Here is a 17,461-nt window from a genome sequence, read left to right on the forward strand (position 1 = left end):
GATGGACACGGTGCGCTTCCTGCTCGATGGACAGGTGATGGAACTCGAGGCGGGCGACCCGACCGCCAGCGTGCTCGACCTGCTGCGCTACCGGCTCGGCCGCACCGGCAGCAAGGAAGGCTGCGCCGAAGGCGATTGCGGCGCGTGCACGGTCCTGGTCGGCGAACTGGCCGATGGCGATGGCGCCGATGCTGGCGAGCAGGTGCGCTGGCGCGCGCTCAATGCCTGCATCCTGTTCGTGCCGATGCTCGACGGCAAAGCGCTGCTGACGGTGGAAAGCCTGGCGGTCGGCGGCGCACTGCATGCCGTGCAGCAGGAACTGGTGCAGCGCCACGGTTCGCAGTGCGGCTTCTGCACGCCCGGCTTCGTGATGTCGCTGTACGCGCGCAGCATCGGCGCGCTGGGCACCGGCCAGGCGGCCGTGGCCGACGTACTCGCCGGCAACCTTTGCCGCTGCACCGGCTATGGCCCGATCCTGGACGCCGGCGCGGCGGTGCCGCCGGCGTCGCGCGACGATGCGGCCACGCTGGCCGGCCTGCGCGCGCTGCGCCGCACCGCTGCGCTGGCGCAGCCCCAGGCCGATGCCGCCATCGGGGGCGCGCGCCGCGCCACCACGCCACGCAGCGCCGACGCGCTTGCCGCCTTGCTGCTGCAGCGGCCCGACGCGCGCCTGGTCGCCGGCGCGACCGACGTCGGCCTGTGGGTGACCAAGCAGCAGCGCGTGCTCGAGGACGTGGTGTTCATCGGCGACATCCCCGAGCTGCGCCGGCTGCAGGACACGGCGGACGGGCTGCGCATCGGCGCCTGCGTGCGCTACAGCGAGGCGCAGGCCGCGCTGGCGGCGCTGCACCCGGCGCTGGGCGAGCTGCTGCGGCGCATCGGCGGGACCCAGGTGCGCAATGCCGGCACCATCGGCGGCAACATCGCCAACGGCTCGCCGATCGGCGACATGCCGCCGGCGCTGATCGCGCTCGGCGCCTGCCTGACCCTGCGCCGCGGCGATGTGCGGCGCACGTTGCCGCTGGAGGACTTCTTCCTGGCCTACGGCCGCCAGGCGCTGCAGCCGGGCGAGTTCGTCGAGCACGTGGACGTGCCGCGGCCGCCCGCGGACCTGCTGTACCGCGTGGACAAGCTGAGCAAGCGCTTCGACAGCGACATCTCCGCGGTCTGCGGCGCGTTCGCGCTGCGCATCGGCGACGGCACGGTGCGCCAGGCACGCATCGCCTTCGGCGGTATGGCCGGCACGCCGCAACGCGCGCGCGGTGCCGAGCAGGCCCTGCTCGGGCAGCCATGGAACGCGGCCACGGTCGAGGCCGCCGCCGCGGCATTGGCGCAGGACTTCCAACCGCTCAGCGATGTGCGTGGTTCGGCCGGGTACCGCCTGGCGGTCGCGGCGAACCTGCTGCGGCGGCTGTGGATCGGCCACGCGCATCCGCACGAGCCGCTGTCGGTGCTGGAGCTGGCCGATGGCTGACGGTCCGACCGCCGCTACCGCCGCCGCGTCCTCGCAGGTGCACCGCGCGCTGCGCCACGACAGCGCGCCGGCGCACGTCAGCGGGCAGGCGCGCTACATCGACGACCTGCCCGAACCGCCCGGCCTGCTGCACCTGGCGTTCGGCCTGAGCGACCACCCGCATGCGCGGCTGCTGCGCCTGGACCTGGCGCCGGTGCGCGCGGCGCCGGGCGTGGTGGCGGTGTTCGCCGCCGCCGACATTCCCGGCGAGAACAATGTCGCCCCGGTCGCGCACGACGATCCGCTGTTCGCCCGCGACACGGTGCTCTACCACGGCCAGCCGCTGTTCGTGGTCGCCGCCGACAGCCATGCCGCGGCGCGGCGCGCGGCGCGCCTGGCGCGGGTCGAGTACGCGCCGCTGCCGGCGCTGCTGAGCATCGCCGCGGCGCGCGCGGCCGGCGCGGTGCTGGAGCCGGCGCAGCGCATGGCCCGCGGCGGCGACGTCGATGCGGCCCTGGCCGCGGCGCCGCGGCGCTGCAGCGGCGCGCTGGAGATCGGCGGGCAGGAGCATTTCTACCTGGAAGGCCAGATCGCCGTGGCCCTGCCCGGCGAACAGGGCCAGCTGCACGTGCTGTCCTCGACCCAGCATCCGAGCGAGGTGCAGCACCTGATCGCGGCGCTGCTCGGCCTGGACAGCGCCGACGTGACCGTGGAAGTGCGGCGCATGGGCGGTGCGTTCGGCGGCAAGGAGACCCAGGCGGCGGCGCCGGCGGCGGCCTGCGCGCTGGTCGCCGCGCTGACCGGCCGCCCGGCCAAGCTGCGCTACGACCGCGACGACGACATGCGCATCACCGGCAAGCGCCACGACTTCCAGGTCGACTACCAGGTCGGCTTCGACGACGACGGTCGTATCCTGGCGCTGCGCCTGGAGCTGGCCTCGCGCTGCGGCGCCACCACCGACCTGTCGCTGGCGATCAACGACCGCGCGATGTTCCATGCCGACAACTGCTACTGGCTGCCGGTGGTGGAGATCGTCTCGCACCGCTTGCGCACCCACACCGTGTCCAACACCGCGTTCCGCGGCTTCGGCGGGCCGCAGGGCATGCTGGCGATCGAGCGCGTGCTGGACGCGGTCGCCGCGGCACTGGGTCGCGATGCGCTGGAGGTGCGCCTGGCGAACCTGTACGCGGCGCCGCACCGAAACGTCACCCCGTACGGCATGACCGTGGAGGACAACGTCGCGCCGGCGCTGATCGAGGAACTGGCCGCGCGCGCCGACTACCCCGCGCGGCAGGCGGCGGTGGCGGCGTTCAACGCGCGCCACCGGGTGCTGAAGAAGGGTCTGGCGCTGACCCCGGTGAAATTCGGCATCAGCTTCACCACCACCCATCTCAACCAGGCCGGCGCGCTGGTGCTGGTCTATGCCGACGGCTCGGTACAGCTCAACCACGGCGGCACCGAGATGGGCCAGGGGCTGATGATCAAGGTCGCGCAGATCGTCGCCGACGTGTTCGGCATCGACACCGCGCGCGTGCGCATCACCGCCACGCGCACCGACAAGGTGCCCAACACCTCGGCCACCGCGGCGTCCTCGGGCACCGACCTCAACGGCATGGCCGCCTACAACGCGGCCAGCGAGATCCGCGCGCGGCTGGCCACGCTGGCCGCCGAGCGCGGCGGCGTGGCGCCGGCGCAGGTGCGCTTCGCCGACGGCAAGGTCGTGGCCGGTCGCTTCGAGCTGGACTTCGGCGCGCTGTGCCGGCAGGCGCACATGGCGCGCATCTCGCTGGCCGCCAGCGGCTACTACGCCACGCCGAAGATCCACTACGACCGCGCCAGCCACCGTGGTCGCCCGTTCTACTACTTCGCCTATGGCGCGGCGCTGAGCGAAGTGGTGATCGACACGCTGACCGGCGAGCACAAGGTGCTGGCGGTGGACGTGCTGCACGACGTCGGCCGCTCGCTGAACCCGGCGATCGACCTGGGCCAGATCGAGGGCGGTTTCGTCCAGGGCATGGGTTGGCTGACCACCGAGGAACTGGTCTACGACGCGGATGGCCGGCTGCTGACCCATGCGCCCTCGACCTACAAGATCCCCACCGCCGGCGACCGCCCGGCGCGGATGGACATCCGCCTGTGGCAGGCCGGGCGCAACCAGGAGCCGAGCATCCATCGCTCCAAGGCGGTCGGCGAGCCGCCGCTGATGCTGGCGATCTCGGTGTTCTCGGCGCTGACCCAGGCGGTGGCCGCGGCGGCACCGGGCGCCGGCGTGCCGGCCCTGGACGCGCCGGCCACGCCGGAGCGGATCCTGGCCGCGATCGCAAGGCGTGCGGCCGATGCGCGCTGACTGGAGCCTGCATGCCGAAGCGGCGCTGGCGCGAGGCCCGGCCGCGCTGGTCACGGTGCTGGCCACGGCCGGCTCGACCCCGCGCGAGGCCGGCACGCGCATGCTGGTGAGCGCCGATGGCAGCATCGGCACCATCGGCGGCGGCGTGCTCGAATGGCGCGCCTGCGCGCTGGCGCGCGACCTGCTGGCGCAGCCGCCGGGCAGCTGGCAGGTGCAGGACTACACGCTGGGTGCGGCGGCGCCGGCGCGCGCGGCGCGTTGCAGCGGCAGTTGCCGCGACTGCGCCACGCACGCCGCGGCCGACGATCTGCTCGGCCAGTGCTGCGGCGGCCGCGTGCGCCTGTTGCTGGAGCGGCTGGATCCGGCGCGCAGCGACTGGCTGCGGCAGGCGACGCTGGGGCGCACGTTGTCGACCCGCTTGCAGGCGGACGGCATCGCGCACGCCATCGACGACGCGCCGCCGCAGGCGCTGTCGCTGCGTGCGCCGGCGCCCACCGCCGGGACCCTGTTGCGGCAGGCGATCGGCCCGCGGCGCACGCCGCTGCTGCTGTTCGGCGCCGGCCACGTCGGCATCGCCATCGCGCGTGCGCTGCACGGGTTGCCGTTCGCGCTGGACTGGGTCGATTCGCGCGCGGAACTGGCCGCCGCCGCCGGCGCCGCGCACTTGGATGACGCTGCCTTGCTTGCGCGTGCCCGCAGCGCACCGGCCGAGGCGATGCTGCTGATCCTGACCCACGACCATGCCCTGGACTACCGGCTCACCGCCGCGGCGCTGGCCGGCCGTGCCGGTTTCGTCGGCCTGATCGGCTCGGCGTCCAAGCGCGCGCGCTTCCTGTCGCGGCTGCGCCACGACGGCCTGGGCGAGGCCGCACAGGCGCGGCTGACCTGTCCGATCGGCCTGCCGGGGATTGAGGGCAAGGCCCCGGCGGTGATCGCGGTGGCGGTGGCCGCGCAGCTGTTGCTGCGCGCATCGGCACTGGACGCGCAGCGTCCGCTGGCGGAGGACGCCACGTCGCTGCCACTGCAATCCGCGCTCGCTGCGCGATGACATCGCACTGTGGAAGCGTCGCTGCGCGGCCCGGGGCGATCAGTCGCGACGAATGGAGTGGGAGTGGCTTTAGCGTTGGCGAGCGAAGCGGTGTGCTCACCGATGGCGCACTGCGTCGGGACTGAAGTCCCTCCCACAGTGCCCCAGCCAGCTCGCCGCAAGCCCCTGTGGGAGCGGCTTCAGCCGCGACGAGCGAAGCGGTGCGCTCACCGATGGCGCACTTGGCGCACTGCGCCGGGACTGAAGTCCCTCCCTCAGTGCCCCAGGCAGCTCGCCGCAAGCCCCTGTGGGAGCGGCTTCAGCCGCGACGAGCGAAGCGGTGCGCTCGCCGATGACGTACTGCGTCGGGACTGAAGGCCCTCCCACAGTGCCCCAGCCAGCTCGCCGCAAGTCCCTGTGGGAGCGGCTTCAGCCGCGACGAGCGAAGCGGTCCGCTCGCCGATGGCGCACTGCGTCGGGACTGAAGTCCCTCCCACAGTGCCTCAGGCAGCTCGTCGCAAGTCCCTGTGGGAGCGGCTTCAGCCGCGACGAGCGAAGCGGTGCGCTCGCCGATGGCGTACTGCGTCGGGACTGAAGTCCCTCCCACAGTGCCTCAGGCAGCTCGTCGCAAGTCCCTGTGGGAGCGGCTTCAGCCGCGACGAGCGAAGCGGTGCGCTCGCCGATGGCGCACTGCGTCGGGACTGAAGTCCCTCCCACAGTGCCCCAGCCAGCTCGCCGCAAGCCCCTGTGGGAGCGGCTTCAGCCGCGACGAGCGAAGCGGTCCGCTTTCCGATGGCGCACTGCGTCGGGACTGAAGTCCCTCCCACAGTGCCTCAGCCAGCTCGCCGCAAGTCCCTGTGGGAGCGGCTTCAGCCGCGACGAGCGAAGCGGTGCGCTCACCGATGGCGCACTGCGTCGGGACTGAAGTCCCTCCCACAATGCACCCGGCAAGCTCGCCGCAAGTCCCTGTAGGAGCGGCTTCAGCCGCGACGAACGCAGCGCAGTGCTTTCCGACGGCGCGATGGGTCGGGCCGAAGCTCCCTTGTCGTGCACCCGGCTGACGTGCCGCCATGGCGTGACGACGCGGCTGCATCCCCGCGTCGCCACGACGACGCTTACGGCAGGCCGGCCAGCCAGTCGTCGTCGCTGCCTTCGTTGATGTCGGCGAACAGCGGCGTGGAGAAATAACGCTCGCCGGTGTCCGGCAGCATCGCCAGGATCACCGCGCCAGGCGCGGCGGTCTCGGCCACGCGCAGGGCGGTGGCCACGGTGCCGCCGCCGGAGATGCCGGTGAAGATGCCTTCCTCGGCGGCGAGGCGGCGCGACACCGTGATGGCGTCGGTGTCCTCCACGCTCAGCACTTCGTCGTAGACCTCGCGGTTGAGCACCTCGGGCACGAAGTCCGGGGTCCAGCCCTGGATCTTGTGCGGCTTCCACTCCTGGCCCTGCAGCAGGGCCGCGCCAGCCGGCTCGGTGGCGGTGATGCGCACCTCCGGGCGGGCCAGGCGCAGCACTTCGCCGACGCCGGTGAGGGTGCCGCCGGTGCCCCAGCCGCTGACGAAATGGTCGAGCCGGCGGCCGGCGAAATCGCGCAGGATCTCCGCGGCGGTGGTGCTGCGGTGGTAGGCCGGATTGGCCGGGTTGGCGAACTGCCGGGCCAGGAACCAGCCGTGCTGCTTGGCCAGTTCCTCGGCCTTGCGCACCATGCCGCTGCCGCGCTCGGCAGCCGGGGTCAGGATGACCTTGGCGCCGTAGGCGCGCATCAGCTTGCGGCGCTCGATCGAGAAGGTCTCCACCATCGTCGCCACGAACTTGTAGCCGCGCGCGGCGGCAACCATCGCCAGGGCCACGCCGGTGTTGCCGGAGGTCGCTTCGACGATGGTGTCGCCGGGCTTGAGCAGGCCGCGCGCCTCGGCGTCGAGCACGATCGCCAGCGCGAGGCGGTCCTTGACCGAGCCGCCGGGATTGAAAGCCTCGACCTTGACGTACAGGTCCACGTGCGCCGGGGCCAGGCGCTGCAGCTTGACGATCGGGGTGTGGCCGATGGTGTCGAGGATGTTGTCGTAGATGGCCATGCGCAATGTCTCCGGGAAGAAGGCGGGTCAGGCGGCGTGGGCCAGGGTAGGCGCCGCCGGCGTCGGGGAAGGTGAGGACGGCGCGCGCAGCGGCGCGGCGCCGAACCAGTGCAGGGTGTCGGCCAGCGCGGCCACCTCGCCGAGGATCAGCAGCGCCGGCGCACGTACCGCATGCGCGTGGGCGGTGTCGGGCAGGTCGGCGAGGGTGCCGAGCACCACCCGCTGTTCCGCGCGCGAGCCGTTCTCCACCAGCGCGAACGGTGTGCTGGCGGCACGGCCGGCGGCGAGCAGGCGCGTGCGCACCGTGTCCAGGCCGGCCACGCCCATGTACACCGCCAGGGTCTGTCGCTCCTGCGCCAGCGCGGCCCAGTCCAGGGTGTCCAGCGAGGCCTTGCAGTGCGCGGTGACCAGGCGCAGCGATTGCGCGTGGTCGCGATGGGTCAGCGGGATGCCGGCATAGGCGGCGCAGGCCAGCGCCGCGGTGATGCCGGGCACCACGGCGTAGTCGACGTCGTGGGCGCGCAGGTATTCCAGTTCCTCGCCGCCGCGGCCGAACACGAACGGGTCGCCGCCCTTCAGCCGCACCACCCGGCGCCCGCGCCGCGCGTGCTCCAGCAGCAGGGCATGGATCCGGTCCTGGGCCACGCTGTGGCCATCGGCCGACTTGCCGACGGCGATGCGCTCGGTGCCGGCCGGCAGCAACTGCAGGATCGCGGCGCTGACTAGGCGGTCGTGCAGGACCACGTCGGCCTGGCGCAGGGCCTGCAGCGCGTGGCCGGTGAGCAGGCCGGGATCGCCGGGGCCGGCGCCGACCAGGGTCACGCTGCCGGGGCGCAGCGGCAGCGCCTGGCCCGCGGCGGTCTCGCCGGCATCATCGGGGGGCGCGACCGCGGATGCCGGCTCGGCCGGCACGGCCTGCGCCAATACCCGCCGGGTGGCGGCGGCCTGCAGCGCCTGCCGGTTGGCCGCCGGATCCTCGCTGGCGGCGAACAGGAACCACACGCTCTCCAGCCAAGCGCTGTCGAACGCATCGCGCAGCCAGGCCAGCCGGCCCTGCGCGGCCAGCGCGTGTAAGGCCGGGGTCAGGGTCGGGGCCGCCACCCGCGGCACCGCACCGGCGGCCAGTAGCGCCTGCACCTGGCGCTCGGCGGCCGCACCGCCGCCGATCACCAATACGGCCCGGTCGCGCAGGTCCGGATACAGGGCAATCGGGGCAGGGCTCACAGGGGCGGCTCGCAACGCGGGGAAGGGCGGAGCGACGACCGTAGCGCCGGCTCATAGCCCCAGGAAATGACTTCATGCCCAAGGCAGATAGCTTTCGGTTATAAGGTGGAAGGCCGAATTCCACTACAGTCGAGCGTCCCGCCAGGCGGCGCCTCGCCCTCGTCCCGATGACGCTGACCCAACTCCGCTACCTCGTCGCCATTGCCGATGCCGATCTGAACATCACCCTGGCGGCGGCGCGCGTGCATGCCACCCAGCCAGGGCTGTCCAAGCAGCTCAAGCAGCTGGAGGACGAACTGGGCTTTCTGCTGTTCGTGCGCAAAGGCCGCAGCCTGGAGACGGTGACGCCGGCCGGGCGCGAGGTCATCGAACGCGCGCGGGCGGTGCTGGCCGAGGCCAACAACATCCGCACCTACGCGGCCAACCAGCGCCGCGAGAGCCAGGGCCAGCTGACCCTGACCACCACCCACACCCAGGCGCGCTTCGTGCTGCCGCCGGCGGTGGCGCAGATCAAGCAGGCCTACCCGCAGGTCAGCGTGCACCTGCAGCAGGCCGCCGAGAGCGCGGCGCTGGACCTGCTCAGCCAGGGCGATGCCGACATCGCCATCGTCAGCACCGCCGGCAGCGCGCCGGCCGCCGGCATCGCCGTGCCGCTGTACCGCTGGCGGCGGCTGGTGCTGGTGCCGCGCGGGCATGCGCTGGACGTGTCCAAGCGGGTACCGGACATGGCCGCGCTGGCGGCGCAGCCGCTGATCAGCTACGAATCCTCGACCCGCGCCGGCTCCTCGCTGCAGCGCGCCTTCGGCCGGCTCGGGCTGGAGCCGCGGATCGCGCTGACCGCGCTGGACGCGGACCTGATCAAGACCTACGTGCGCACCGGGCTGGGCGTGGGCCTGCTCGCGGAAATGGCGGTCAGCGCCAACGACACCGACCTGCGCGCCTGGCCGGCGCCGCCGGAGATTCCCGAATGCATCGCCTGGGCGGTGTTGCCGCGCGACCGGGTGCTGCGCGACTACGCGCTGGAACTGGTGCACGTGCTGGCGCCGCAGATCGACACCCGCGACCTGCGCCGGGTGATGGAAGGCAACCAGCAGCCGGACTGGCCGGCGCCGCCGAGTTGGGAGGCGTTGACCCAGACCATTACCAGTTAGAAGCTGGGAGTCGGGAATCGGGATTGGGGAATCGCGACAGCGGCGCCCCGTGAGCGATGAGCCGATTGGCTTCGGGCAGACGTCCGGGCAAAAGACGTACGGGCAACGACGCTGCGGCCTGGGCTGGATGCTGGAACGAAGACCTCGCAGCGACGTGGCCGCTTGGCGCGACTGAGCAGACCATCGCTGGCTAAGGCGCGCAGCGCGATAAAGCCGGGAGTCGGGAATCGGGAATCGGGATTGGGGAATCGCGACAGCGGCGCGCCGTGCTCGATGCGCCGATCGGCTTCAGGCAGATGTCGGAACAAAAGACGCGTGGGCAACGACACCGCGGCCTGTACTGGATGCTGGAAGGAAGACCACGCAGCGATGTGGCCGCTTGGCGCGGCTCACCGGACCATCGCTGGCTAAGGCGCGCAGCGCGATAAAGCTGGGAGTCGGGAATCGGGATTGGGGAATCGCGACAGCGGCGTTCCGTGCTCGATGCGCCGATCGGCTTCGGACAGGTGTCCGAGCAAAAGACGCATGGGTAACGACTGCGCGGCCTGTACTGGATGCTGGAAGGAAGACCACCCAGCGATGTGGCCGCTTGGCGCGGCCCACCGGACCATCGCTGGCTAAGGCGCGCAGCGCGATAAAGCTGGGAGTCGGGAATCGGGATTGGGGAATCGCGACAGTGGCGCGCCGCGATTGATGAGCCGATTGGCTTCAGGCAGGCGTTCGAGCAAAGGACGCGTGGGCAACGACTGCGCGGCCTGTACTGGATGCTGGAAGGAAGACCACGCAGCGACGTGGCCGCTTGGCGCGGCAGGACCGCGTGCGTTGCCGTCGCCGCAGTCGCCCCCTATCATGCGGCCCGCTCTGCCACCCGGCAGACCGCGCCCCTGGACGTGCCGGCGGCTGCCGGCCATGCGCCGTCGCTGCGGCCGGTGCCTCGCGCGTGTCGACTTTCCCAACGCAAGGACGCCCGATGCATCCTGTTCTCCAGCACAACCTGTTCTTCGTCAAGGAACAGGTCGGCATGTTCAAGGCCGCCAACAACTACGACGTGTTCGACCCGCACAGCAACCGCAAGCTGCTGGAATGCCGCGAGCCGAACCTGGGCGTGTTCACCAGGATCTTTCGTTTCAGCGACTACAAGCGCATGACCCCGTTCCATGTGGAAGTGCGCACCCCGGACGGACAGAAGGTGCTGACGGTCAAGCGCGGATTCTCGCTGTTCCTGTCCACGGTCGAGGTGCTGGACGAGCACGATCGGCGCGTGGGCTCCTTCAGCCAGAAGTTCTTCTCCATCGGCGGCAAGTTCGATGTGCTCGATGCCCAGGGCGCGCCGGTGTGCACCCTGCGCGGCAAGTGGACCAGCTGGGATTTCCGCTTCGTGCAGGGCGAGCGCGAACTGGCGCAGGTGGCCAAGAAGTGGGCCGGGCTGGGCAAGGAGCTGTTCACCAGTGCCGACAACTACATGCTGGCGATCGCCGACAGCGTGCCGGCCGAGGATCCGCGGCGGATCCTGATCATGGCGGCGGTGCTGTGTATCGATATGGTGTTGAAGGAGTGATGGGGGTGAAGCCGGGATTGGGGAATCGGGAATGGGGAATCGCGGTGAAGCCGGGAATGGGGAATCGGGATTGGGGAATCGCGGTGAAGCCGGGAGTAGGGAGTCGGGATTGGGGAATCGCAAAAGCTGGATTCCTGCGGCTGCTGCAACCCGGCTCCTCACGCTGAGCGGGAGGGGATGTTGTGGGAGGGACTTCAGTCCCGACTGCAGGCTGCAGGAAGACTCCGGTACTTCACTGGTTGCCCGGTAGGGGCGGCTTCAGCCGCGACCGGCCTGCCTGTAGCGCATCGCCTCTGCTGGCTTACGGCGCGCTCCCCTGCCGCCGCCGCTGTGCCGGCGACGCTCCCTTCTCCCCCCGGGAGAAGCTGCCCCGAAGGGGCGGATGAGGGTCGGGCGGCCGCGGCCGCCCGGCTCAGGCGTCCGCTGCCGCCGGCAGCAGCACGCTGAAGCGGGTGCCCTGGCCCGGCTGGCTGCGCACTTCGACGCTGCAGCCCAGGGTCTCGGCGGCGCGGCGCACGATCCACAGGCCCAGGCCGAGGCCGTCGCTGCGCGGGTCGGCCTGTTGGAAGGCCTGGAACAGCGTGCGCAAGCCGTCTTCGTCCATGCCGATGCCGCGGTCGATGATCTCCACCGCCACGCGGTCGCCACGGCGCCGGCAGCCGATCAGCACCTTGCCCTGCGCGGTGTACTTGACCGCGTTGCCGAGCAGATTGCCGAGCAACGTGGACAGCAAGGGCGCGCTGCTGCGCACGCGCAGGGAGGTCGCCACGCTGCGCAGCTGCACGCCCTTGGCCACGGCCTGCGGCTGCCAGGTCGCCAGGATCGGCGCCAGCACGTCGGCCAGGGCCAGGTTCTGCAGCGCCGGCAGGCGCAGTTCGCCGGCGGCGGCGTTGGTGGCGAGCTGGTCGAGCCCGCTGGCGACCTGGTTCAGGGCGACGCGTGCGGTCTCCAGCGGGCCATCCGGCGCGGCGTCGTGCTGGCGCTGCAGCTTGCTCAGCGCGTAGGACGCGGTGCGCAGCGGTGTCTTCAGGTCGTGGCCGGCGATGGCCATCAGGCGGGTGCGGTAGTGGTTGGACTCCTGCGCCAGGTACAGCGCCTTGCGCAGTTCCAGTTGGCCCATCGCCTGCCGCGCCAGCGCGCGCAGCGCTTCGATCTGCTCGTAGCTGAGCTGGCGCGGGCGCCGGTCGAGCACGCACACCGTGCCCAGAGCCAGGCCGTCGGAGGTCTTCAGTAGCGCGCCGGCGTAGAAGTGCAGGCGCATGTCGCCGGTGACCAGCGGGTTGTGGGCGAAGCGCGGGTCCTCGCGGGTGTCCGGCACCAGCAGCAGGTCGTCCTCGAGCAGGGCGTGCGCGCACAGCGAGGTGGCTAGCGGGGTTTCGCGCATGCCCAGCCCGATCTCGCTCTTGAACCACTGGCGCTCGCTGTCGATCAGGTTGACCACCGCGATCGGCGCCTGGCAGATCAGCGCCGCCAGCCGGGTGATGTCGTCGAACGCCGGCTCGCGCGGCGTGTCCAGGATCGCGTAGCTGTGCAGCGCGTCCAGGCGCAGCGCTTCGTTGCGTGGCTTGGCCGCGCAGTAGACCGGGTCGGCGGCGGGTTCGGCAGTGGACATGCAGCGCGACTCGGGCAGGAAGGCGCGCAGTTTATGGCAACTGTCACGGTTTTTGCCGACGCCGCGTTCACGCCGCGCTCGCGTGGGTTGCACCCGCGCTTAGCGAACCCGACGCGGCGGCAGGCCGCGCCGCGGTTCAGCCGACCAAGCGGCCCTGGGCGTCGACCAAGGGCGTGCCGTCTTCCTTGGCGAAGGCGCCGCGCTGCGGCGACGGCAGGATGTCCAGCACGGTTTCCGACGGCCGGCACAGGCGCGTGCCCAGCGGCGTGACCACGATCGGCCGGTTGAGCAGGATCGGATGCTGCAGCATGGCGTCCAGCAACGCGTCCTCGCCCAGCGTCGGGTCGTCCAGTCCCAGCTCGGCATACGGCGTGCCCTTCTGCCGGATCAACGCGCGCAGCGGCAGCCCGCTGGCCGCCGCCAGCGCCTGCAGGGTGGCGCGGTCCGGCGGCGTCTTCAGGTACTCGATCACGGTGGGCTCGACGCCGCTGTTGCGGATCAGCCCCAGCACGTTGCGCGAGGTGCCGCAGGCGGGGTTGTGGTAGAGGGTGATGGTGGGCATCGGGGCGGTCGTCGAAGGAAAAGAGGGCGGTGCATCGCGGTGGCGGGCATCGCCGGCCGCGTGGCCGCCCATGGTTCGGTATCCGCGGCCTGCGCACAAGCCAGGGTCGCGCCGGGCGTGCAGCGCCTGGGCGGCGCACTTCCGCTCATCGGCTGCACGTCGCCCCGCGCCCGCCGTCCTGGATCGCGCGGCGCGCGTGCCCAGCGGGCTGGCACCTGGCGCCGTGCCTTGCGGCGGCCGGGGACGCGCCGCGCGCCGCGTCGCACACTCTAGAATGCGCGGATGTTCCGTCTCCGCCAGCCGTCATCGCTCTGGGCCGCGCTCGCCGCGCTGGCGCTCGGCCTGTTGTTGCTGGCGCCGCCGATCAGCCAGTGGCGGCAGGCGCAGGCTGCAGCGGCGGGATTGCAGGATCAGGCGCTGTGCAGCGGCGGCGGCCTGCGCCTTTCGGGGCTGGCCGGCGCCGCGCTGGCGACGCATGGCGGACACCACGACGATGCCGGCCTGGCGCACGCGCCGGCCTGCGATTACTGCCTGCTCGCCGCGCGGCTGCTGCCATGGGTGGCGCTGTTGCTGGCGCTGCTGCCCTGGCGGTGTCCGCCGGCGCCGGTGGCGGCGCTGCGTTCCCGCGTCGTCTCGGCCATCCCGCGCCGTGCACACCCGGCACGCGGGCCACCGCTGCGCTCCTGATCCACGGGTTGTCGTTTCCGTGCCGCGGCGCCGCTGCGGCATGTCCTCGTGCCGATGGAGTTCCACCACCATGATCCGTTTTCCTGCCATGCCGCCCGTGGCGGCGTGCTGCTGCGTGTGTGTCGCAGCGGCCGCGCCCGTCCATGCCGCCGATGCGCCCCCGGGTGCCGCCGGCGATTCCGTACTGACCCTGGGCAAGGTCCAGGCCACCTCGCCGCTCGCCGTCGGTTCCAGCGCGCGCAGCGTGTTCAGTTCCGTCGACATCCTCGGCGGCGATCTGCTGCAGGACCAGCACGTGGACTACAGCTGGGAACTGTTGATGCGCGCGCCCGGCGTGCAGGTGACGCAGTTCAAGATGGGTACCGACGCCGGGCGTTTTTCCTTCCGTGGCTTCAACGGCGAAGGCCGGGTCAATGCGGTCAAGCTGCTGATCGACGGCGTGCCCAGCAACGACAACGCCGGCGCCATGCCGTACCTGGATGCGGTGTTCCCGCTGGACATCGCCGCGATCGAGATCGTGCGCGGCACCAACGACCCGCGCTACGGCCTGAACGCGATCGCCGGCGACGTCGACGTGCTGACCCGCAGCGGCGGCAACGACGGCCGCGCCAGCGTCACCGTCGGCAGCTTCGGCACCCGCGAGGTGCAGGCGACGCAGGGCATCGAACGCGGCGCCTGGAGCCAGAACTACTTCGCCGCCTGGCGCGACAGCGACGGCTACCGCGACCATGCCGACGCGCGCAAGCATGCGTTCTCCGGCAAGTGGTTCTATACCGATCCGGACGGGCGCTGGCGCGCCGGGCTCAGCGCGCGCGACTACCGCAACACGGCGCTGGAGGCGGGGTACCTGGACTACGCCACGGCGCAGCGCGCACCGCGCAGCTCCCCCGATTACGCGCGCGACGATCGCAGCCAGCGCCACACCACGCAGGTGTCGCTGCATCTGGATGCGCGGCTGGCCGACAGCGTGCAGGGCAGCGCCAAGGCGTATTGGAACCGCTACGACAATCAGCGCTGGGTGCGCTTCACCGCCGCCGGCGCGCAGCAGGAGCGCGACACCGACGAGCGCCAGCGCGGCGTGCTGGCCAGGCTCAGCTGGCGCCCGGCGCTGGCCCGCGCCGACGCCTTCGCGCTGGAGGGCGGGGTCGACGCGCAGTGGCAGGACAACGTCTCGCAGCGCTACCGCACGGTGGCGCGGGTGCGCACCGCGCCGCTGCGCGACTGGGACTTCGACCTGCACACCGAAGGCGCCTACGTGCAGGCGGTGCTGCGCCCGACCGCGCGCCTGCAACTGGTCCCGGGCTACCGGGTGGATCGGGTCGGCGGGCAGTTCCGCGACGTCGCCAGTGGCGCGCGCTATCCCACCTGCGCCTACGGCACGATCCGCCAACCCAAGTTCAGCGCGGTGTATGCGCTGACCGCGCAGGCCAGCCTGTATGCCAACATCGGCCGCACCTTCCAGATCGGCAGCGGCAACGGCGCCTACCGCACCCAGGCGCGCAACCTGGCGCCGTCGTTCAACGATGGCTGGGAGACCGGCCTCAAGTTCGCCGGCGCGCAACAGCGCTGGGACGCACGCCTGGCCTACTGGGAACAGCGCGCCTCCGACGAGGTGGCCACCATCCTCGGCGTGAACGGCAGCGTCGGCACCGGCGAGGTCGGCAACGTCGGCAAGACCTTGCGCCGCGGCTGGGATGCGCAACTGAACCTGCATCCGGATGAGCGCTGGACGCTGTGGCTGGCCTATTCCCGGCAACGCGCGCTGATCGTCACCCCGGATCCGAGCGCGCCGGCCACCCGCGGCAAGGAGATCGAGAACGTGCCGCACTACCTGGCCACCGCCGGGGTCGACTGGCAGGCCACGCCGCGGCTGACGCTGTCGGCCTGGGGCAATGCGCAGGGCGACTACTACGTGGAGCGCAGCAACACTCTGGGCCGCTACGGCGGCTATGCGCTGGCCAACCTCGGTGCGACCTGGCAATGGCGCGCGCAGCGCGCGCTGTCGCTGCAACTGAAGAACCTGACCGACCGGCACTACGTCTACGCCTGGTACGACAGCGGGTCTTCCGGCTACTCGCCCGGCGACGGCCGCGCGCTGTACGCCACGCTGAGCTGGGGCTGGTGATGGCCACGCACACCCTCGCTGCCACTGCGGCGCCGGCACGCTTCTACCGCGCGGTGTGGCGCTGGCATTTCTACGCCGGCCTGCTGGTGCTGCCGCTGCTGGTGTGGCTGGCGCTGACCGGCGCGGCCTTCGTCTACCAGCAGCCGATCGACGGCTATTTCCACCGCGCGCTGAAGACCGTGGCGGTGCCGGACCACGCGCAGGCGCTGGCGCCGCAGCGGCTGCTGCAGGCGGCGCTGGCCGCGCAGCCGGGCCAGGCGCTGCGCTACACCACGCCGCCGCGGCGCGATGCCTCGGCGGAAGTGACCATCGTCACCGCCGACGGTCGCCATGAGGTCGTGTACGTGGATCCGTACCGCGCACGGGTGCTGGGCCAGTTGCCCGAGCACGGCACCGTAGCCTGGACGATCCGCCGCCTGCACAGCCTGGACTACGTCGGCTGGTTCGCCAACGCGCTGATCGAGGTCGCCGCCGGCTGGGCGATCCTGCTGGTGCTGACCGGGGTGTACCTGTGGTGGCCGCGCGGGCGTCGCGGCGGCGTGACCACGGTGCGCGGGCGGCCGGCGCAGCGCGTGTTCTGGCGCGACCTGCATGCGCTCACCGGCAGCGTGGTCGGCGCGGCGCTGCTGTTCCTGGCGCTGACCGGGATGCCGTGGTCGTGGTTCTGGGGCGCGCAGGTCAACCGCCTGGCCAATGGGCATCACTACGGCTATCCGTCCGGGCTACGGGTGGACGTGCCGATGTCGACGCAGCGGCTGAGCGACAGCGAAGTGCCGGCGTGGTCGTTGCGGCAGGCGCGCCTGCCGCAGTCGTCGCTACCGGCCGCGGACCCGCATGCGGCGCACGACGGCCACGGCGAACACGGCGAACACGGCGGCATGGCCGACATGCCGGACGCCGCGCCGGCGGCGGGCGCGATCGGCCTGGATGCGGCGGTGGCGCGGTTTGCGGCGCGCGGCATCGCGCCGGGCTACAGCGTGGCGCTGCCGCGCGGCGCGCGCGGGGTCTATACCGCCTCGGTGTATCCGCCCGACCTTGCGCAGCAGCGGGTGATCCATCTGGACCAATACAGCGGCCAGGTGCTGCTGGACATGCGCTACGCCGACTACGGCCCGCTGGCCAAGGCGCTGGAGTGGGGCATCAACGTGCACCTGGGCCAGGAGTACGGCGTGCTCAACCAGCTCGTGCTGATCGGCGCCTGCCTGGGCATCGTGCTGCTGTGCGTGAGCGCGGCGGTGATGTGGTGGAAGCGGCGCCCGCAGGGCGGGCTCGGCGTGCCGCCGTTGCCGGCGGACCGGCGCACGCTGCGCGGCGTGGTCGCGCTGCTGGCGCTGGGCGGGCTGCTGTTTCCGCTGGTCGGTCTGTCCTTGCTGTTGATGCTGGCGCTGGACTGGATGCTGGTGCTGCGGCGCGAGCCCGCGGTGGGGGCTTAGGACGTCAGTGCAGGAATTCACTGTGATTCTGTGGCGATAAGCGACGCCATCGGTGCATCCGACTTGGCTGCAGTCGGGACTGAAGTCCCTCCCACACGGAGGGGCCCGTGGTCGGCGCTGGCGTCAGGGCTTGCACAGGAGACGAGGATTTCAATCCTGTGAGATCGGTTTTGGCTTGGGGCGAGCAAAGCCGTGATCGCATCTGAC

At 71.8% G+C, this 17,461-nt stretch carries 12 protein-coding genes; 8 read left to right on the forward strand and 4 right to left on the reverse strand.

The annotated features are described in order from the left end of the window. The first annotated feature begins 1 nt into the window (after nucleotide 1). The 3 genes from xdhA to xdhC are packed head-to-tail and all read left to right on the forward strand — an operon-like array spanning nucleotide 2 to nucleotide 4,848. Nucleotides 2-1,474 carry a xanthine dehydrogenase small subunit gene (gene xdhA / locus AC1PME_RS05410; protein ID WP_481097543.1) on the forward strand — a complete coding sequence of 491 codons (1,473 nt, stop codon included), beginning with the start codon at nucleotides 2-4 and terminating at the stop codon, nucleotides 1,472-1,474. Then, nucleotides 1,467-3,800 carry a xanthine dehydrogenase molybdopterin binding subunit gene (gene xdhB, locus AC1PME_RS05415; RefSeq protein ID WP_481097544.1) on the forward strand — a complete coding sequence of 778 codons (2,334 nt, stop codon included), beginning with the start codon at nucleotides 1,467-1,469 and terminating at the stop codon, nucleotides 3,798-3,800. Before xdhA ends, xdhB begins: the two co-directional genes overlap by 8 nt. Then, nucleotides 3,790-4,848: a xanthine dehydrogenase accessory protein XdhC gene (xdhC, locus tag AC1PME_RS05420; RefSeq protein WP_481097545.1), complete on the forward strand. Its 1,059-nt coding sequence runs from the start codon at nucleotides 3,790-3,792 to the stop codon at nucleotides 4,846-4,848. The genes xdhB and xdhC overlap by 11 nt, the downstream gene beginning before the upstream one ends. Before the next feature lie 1,094 nt (nucleotides 4,849-5,942). Here xdhC and cysK read toward each other — a convergent pair. After that, nucleotides 5,943-6,902, reverse strand: a complete 960-nt coding sequence (gene cysK, locus AC1PME_RS05425; RefSeq protein ID WP_481097546.1) for a cysteine synthase A — start codon at nucleotides 6,900-6,902, stop codon at nucleotides 5,943-5,945. Nucleotides 6,903-6,929: 27 nt separating this feature from the next. Beyond that, complete coding sequence (cobA, locus tag AC1PME_RS05430) at nucleotides 6,930-8,126, reverse strand: uroporphyrinogen-III C-methyltransferase (protein WP_481097547.1); 1,197 nt, start codon at nucleotides 8,124-8,126, stop codon at nucleotides 6,930-6,932. Nucleotides 8,127-8,293: 167 nt separating this feature from the next. Between cobA and AC1PME_RS05435 the strand changes: the two genes are divergently transcribed. Then, nucleotides 8,294-9,277: a LysR family transcriptional regulator gene (locus AC1PME_RS05435; protein ID WP_481097548.1), complete on the forward strand. Its 984-nt coding sequence runs from the start codon at nucleotides 8,294-8,296 to the stop codon at nucleotides 9,275-9,277. A 970-nt stretch (nucleotides 9,278-10,247) separates the two neighbouring features. After that, nucleotides 10,248-10,835: a phospholipid scramblase family protein gene (locus AC1PME_RS05440; protein ID WP_254460644.1), complete on the forward strand. Its 588-nt coding sequence runs from the start codon at nucleotides 10,248-10,250 to the stop codon at nucleotides 10,833-10,835. Nucleotides 10,836-11,247: 412 nt separating this feature from the next. On the opposite strand, the gene AC1PME_RS05445 is transcribed toward AC1PME_RS05440, so the two are convergent. Then, the gene (locus AC1PME_RS05445) at nucleotides 11,248-12,447 is read right to left on the reverse strand and encodes a sensor histidine kinase (RefSeq protein ID WP_481097549.1); all 1,200 of its coding nucleotides are present in this window, start codon (nucleotides 12,445-12,447) and stop codon (nucleotides 11,248-11,250) included. A 136-nt stretch (nucleotides 12,448-12,583) separates the two neighbouring features. Further along, nucleotides 12,584-13,009 carry an arsenate reductase (glutaredoxin) gene (arsC, locus tag AC1PME_RS05450; protein WP_481097550.1) on the reverse strand — a complete coding sequence of 142 codons (426 nt, stop codon included), beginning with the start codon at nucleotides 13,007-13,009 and terminating at the stop codon, nucleotides 12,584-12,586. Between the two features lie 282 nt (nucleotides 13,010-13,291). Here arsC and AC1PME_RS05455 point away from each other — a divergent pair, with 282 nt between their 5' ends. From AC1PME_RS05455 to AC1PME_RS05465, 3 genes are all read left to right on the forward strand, one after another. Continuing rightward, entirely contained in the window at nucleotides 13,292-13,696 is a 405-nt protein-coding gene (locus AC1PME_RS05455; protein WP_481097551.1) for a DUF2946 family protein, read from the forward strand. Nucleotides 13,697-13,766: 70 nt separating this feature from the next. Beyond that, nucleotides 13,767-15,821: a TonB-dependent receptor gene (locus tag AC1PME_RS05460; RefSeq protein WP_481097552.1), complete on the forward strand. Its 2,055-nt coding sequence runs from the start codon at nucleotides 13,767-13,769 to the stop codon at nucleotides 15,819-15,821. After that, nucleotides 15,821-17,254 carry a PepSY-associated TM helix domain-containing protein gene (locus tag AC1PME_RS05465; protein ID WP_481097553.1) on the forward strand — a complete coding sequence of 478 codons (1,434 nt, stop codon included), beginning with the start codon at nucleotides 15,821-15,823 and terminating at the stop codon, nucleotides 17,252-17,254. The genes AC1PME_RS05460 and AC1PME_RS05465 overlap by 1 nt, the downstream gene beginning before the upstream one ends. Nucleotides 17,255-17,461 lie beyond the last annotated feature (207 nt).

Source organism: Xanthomonas sp. NCPPB 901 (assembly GCF_056725085.1).

Bases quoted from the DNA above. Each gene is read 5' to 3' on its own strand.
- xdhB (WP_481097544.1), top strand. From the start codon at position 1,467: ATGGCTGACGGTCCGACCGCCGCTACCGCCGCCGCGTCCTCGCAGGTG.
- arsC (WP_481097550.1), bottom strand. From the start codon at position 13,009: ATGCCCACCATCACCCTCTACCACAACCCCGCCTGCGGCACCTCGCGC.
- xdhA (WP_481097543.1), top strand. From the start codon at position 2: ATGGACACGGTGCGCTTCCTGCTCGATGGACAGGTGATGGAACTCGAG.
- AC1PME_RS05465 (WP_481097553.1), top strand. From the start codon at position 15,821: ATGGCCACGCACACCCTCGCTGCCACTGCGGCGCCGGCACGCTTCTAC.
- AC1PME_RS05440 (WP_254460644.1), top strand. From the start codon at position 10,248: ATGCATCCTGTTCTCCAGCACAACCTGTTCTTCGTCAAGGAACAGGTC.
- AC1PME_RS05435 (WP_481097548.1), top strand. From the start codon at position 8,294: ATGACGCTGACCCAACTCCGCTACCTCGTCGCCATTGCCGATGCCGAT.
- AC1PME_RS05460 (WP_481097552.1), top strand. From the start codon at position 13,767: ATGATCCGTTTTCCTGCCATGCCGCCCGTGGCGGCGTGCTGCTGCGTG.
- AC1PME_RS05455 (WP_481097551.1), top strand. From the start codon at position 13,292: ATGTTCCGTCTCCGCCAGCCGTCATCGCTCTGGGCCGCGCTCGCCGCG.
- cysK (WP_481097546.1), bottom strand. From the start codon at position 6,902: ATGGCCATCTACGACAACATCCTCGACACCATCGGCCACACCCCGATC.
- xdhC (WP_481097545.1), top strand. From the start codon at position 3,790: ATGCGCGCTGACTGGAGCCTGCATGCCGAAGCGGCGCTGGCGCGAGGC.
- AC1PME_RS05445 (WP_481097549.1), bottom strand. From the start codon at position 12,447: ATGTCCACTGCCGAACCCGCCGCCGACCCGGTCTACTGCGCGGCCAAG.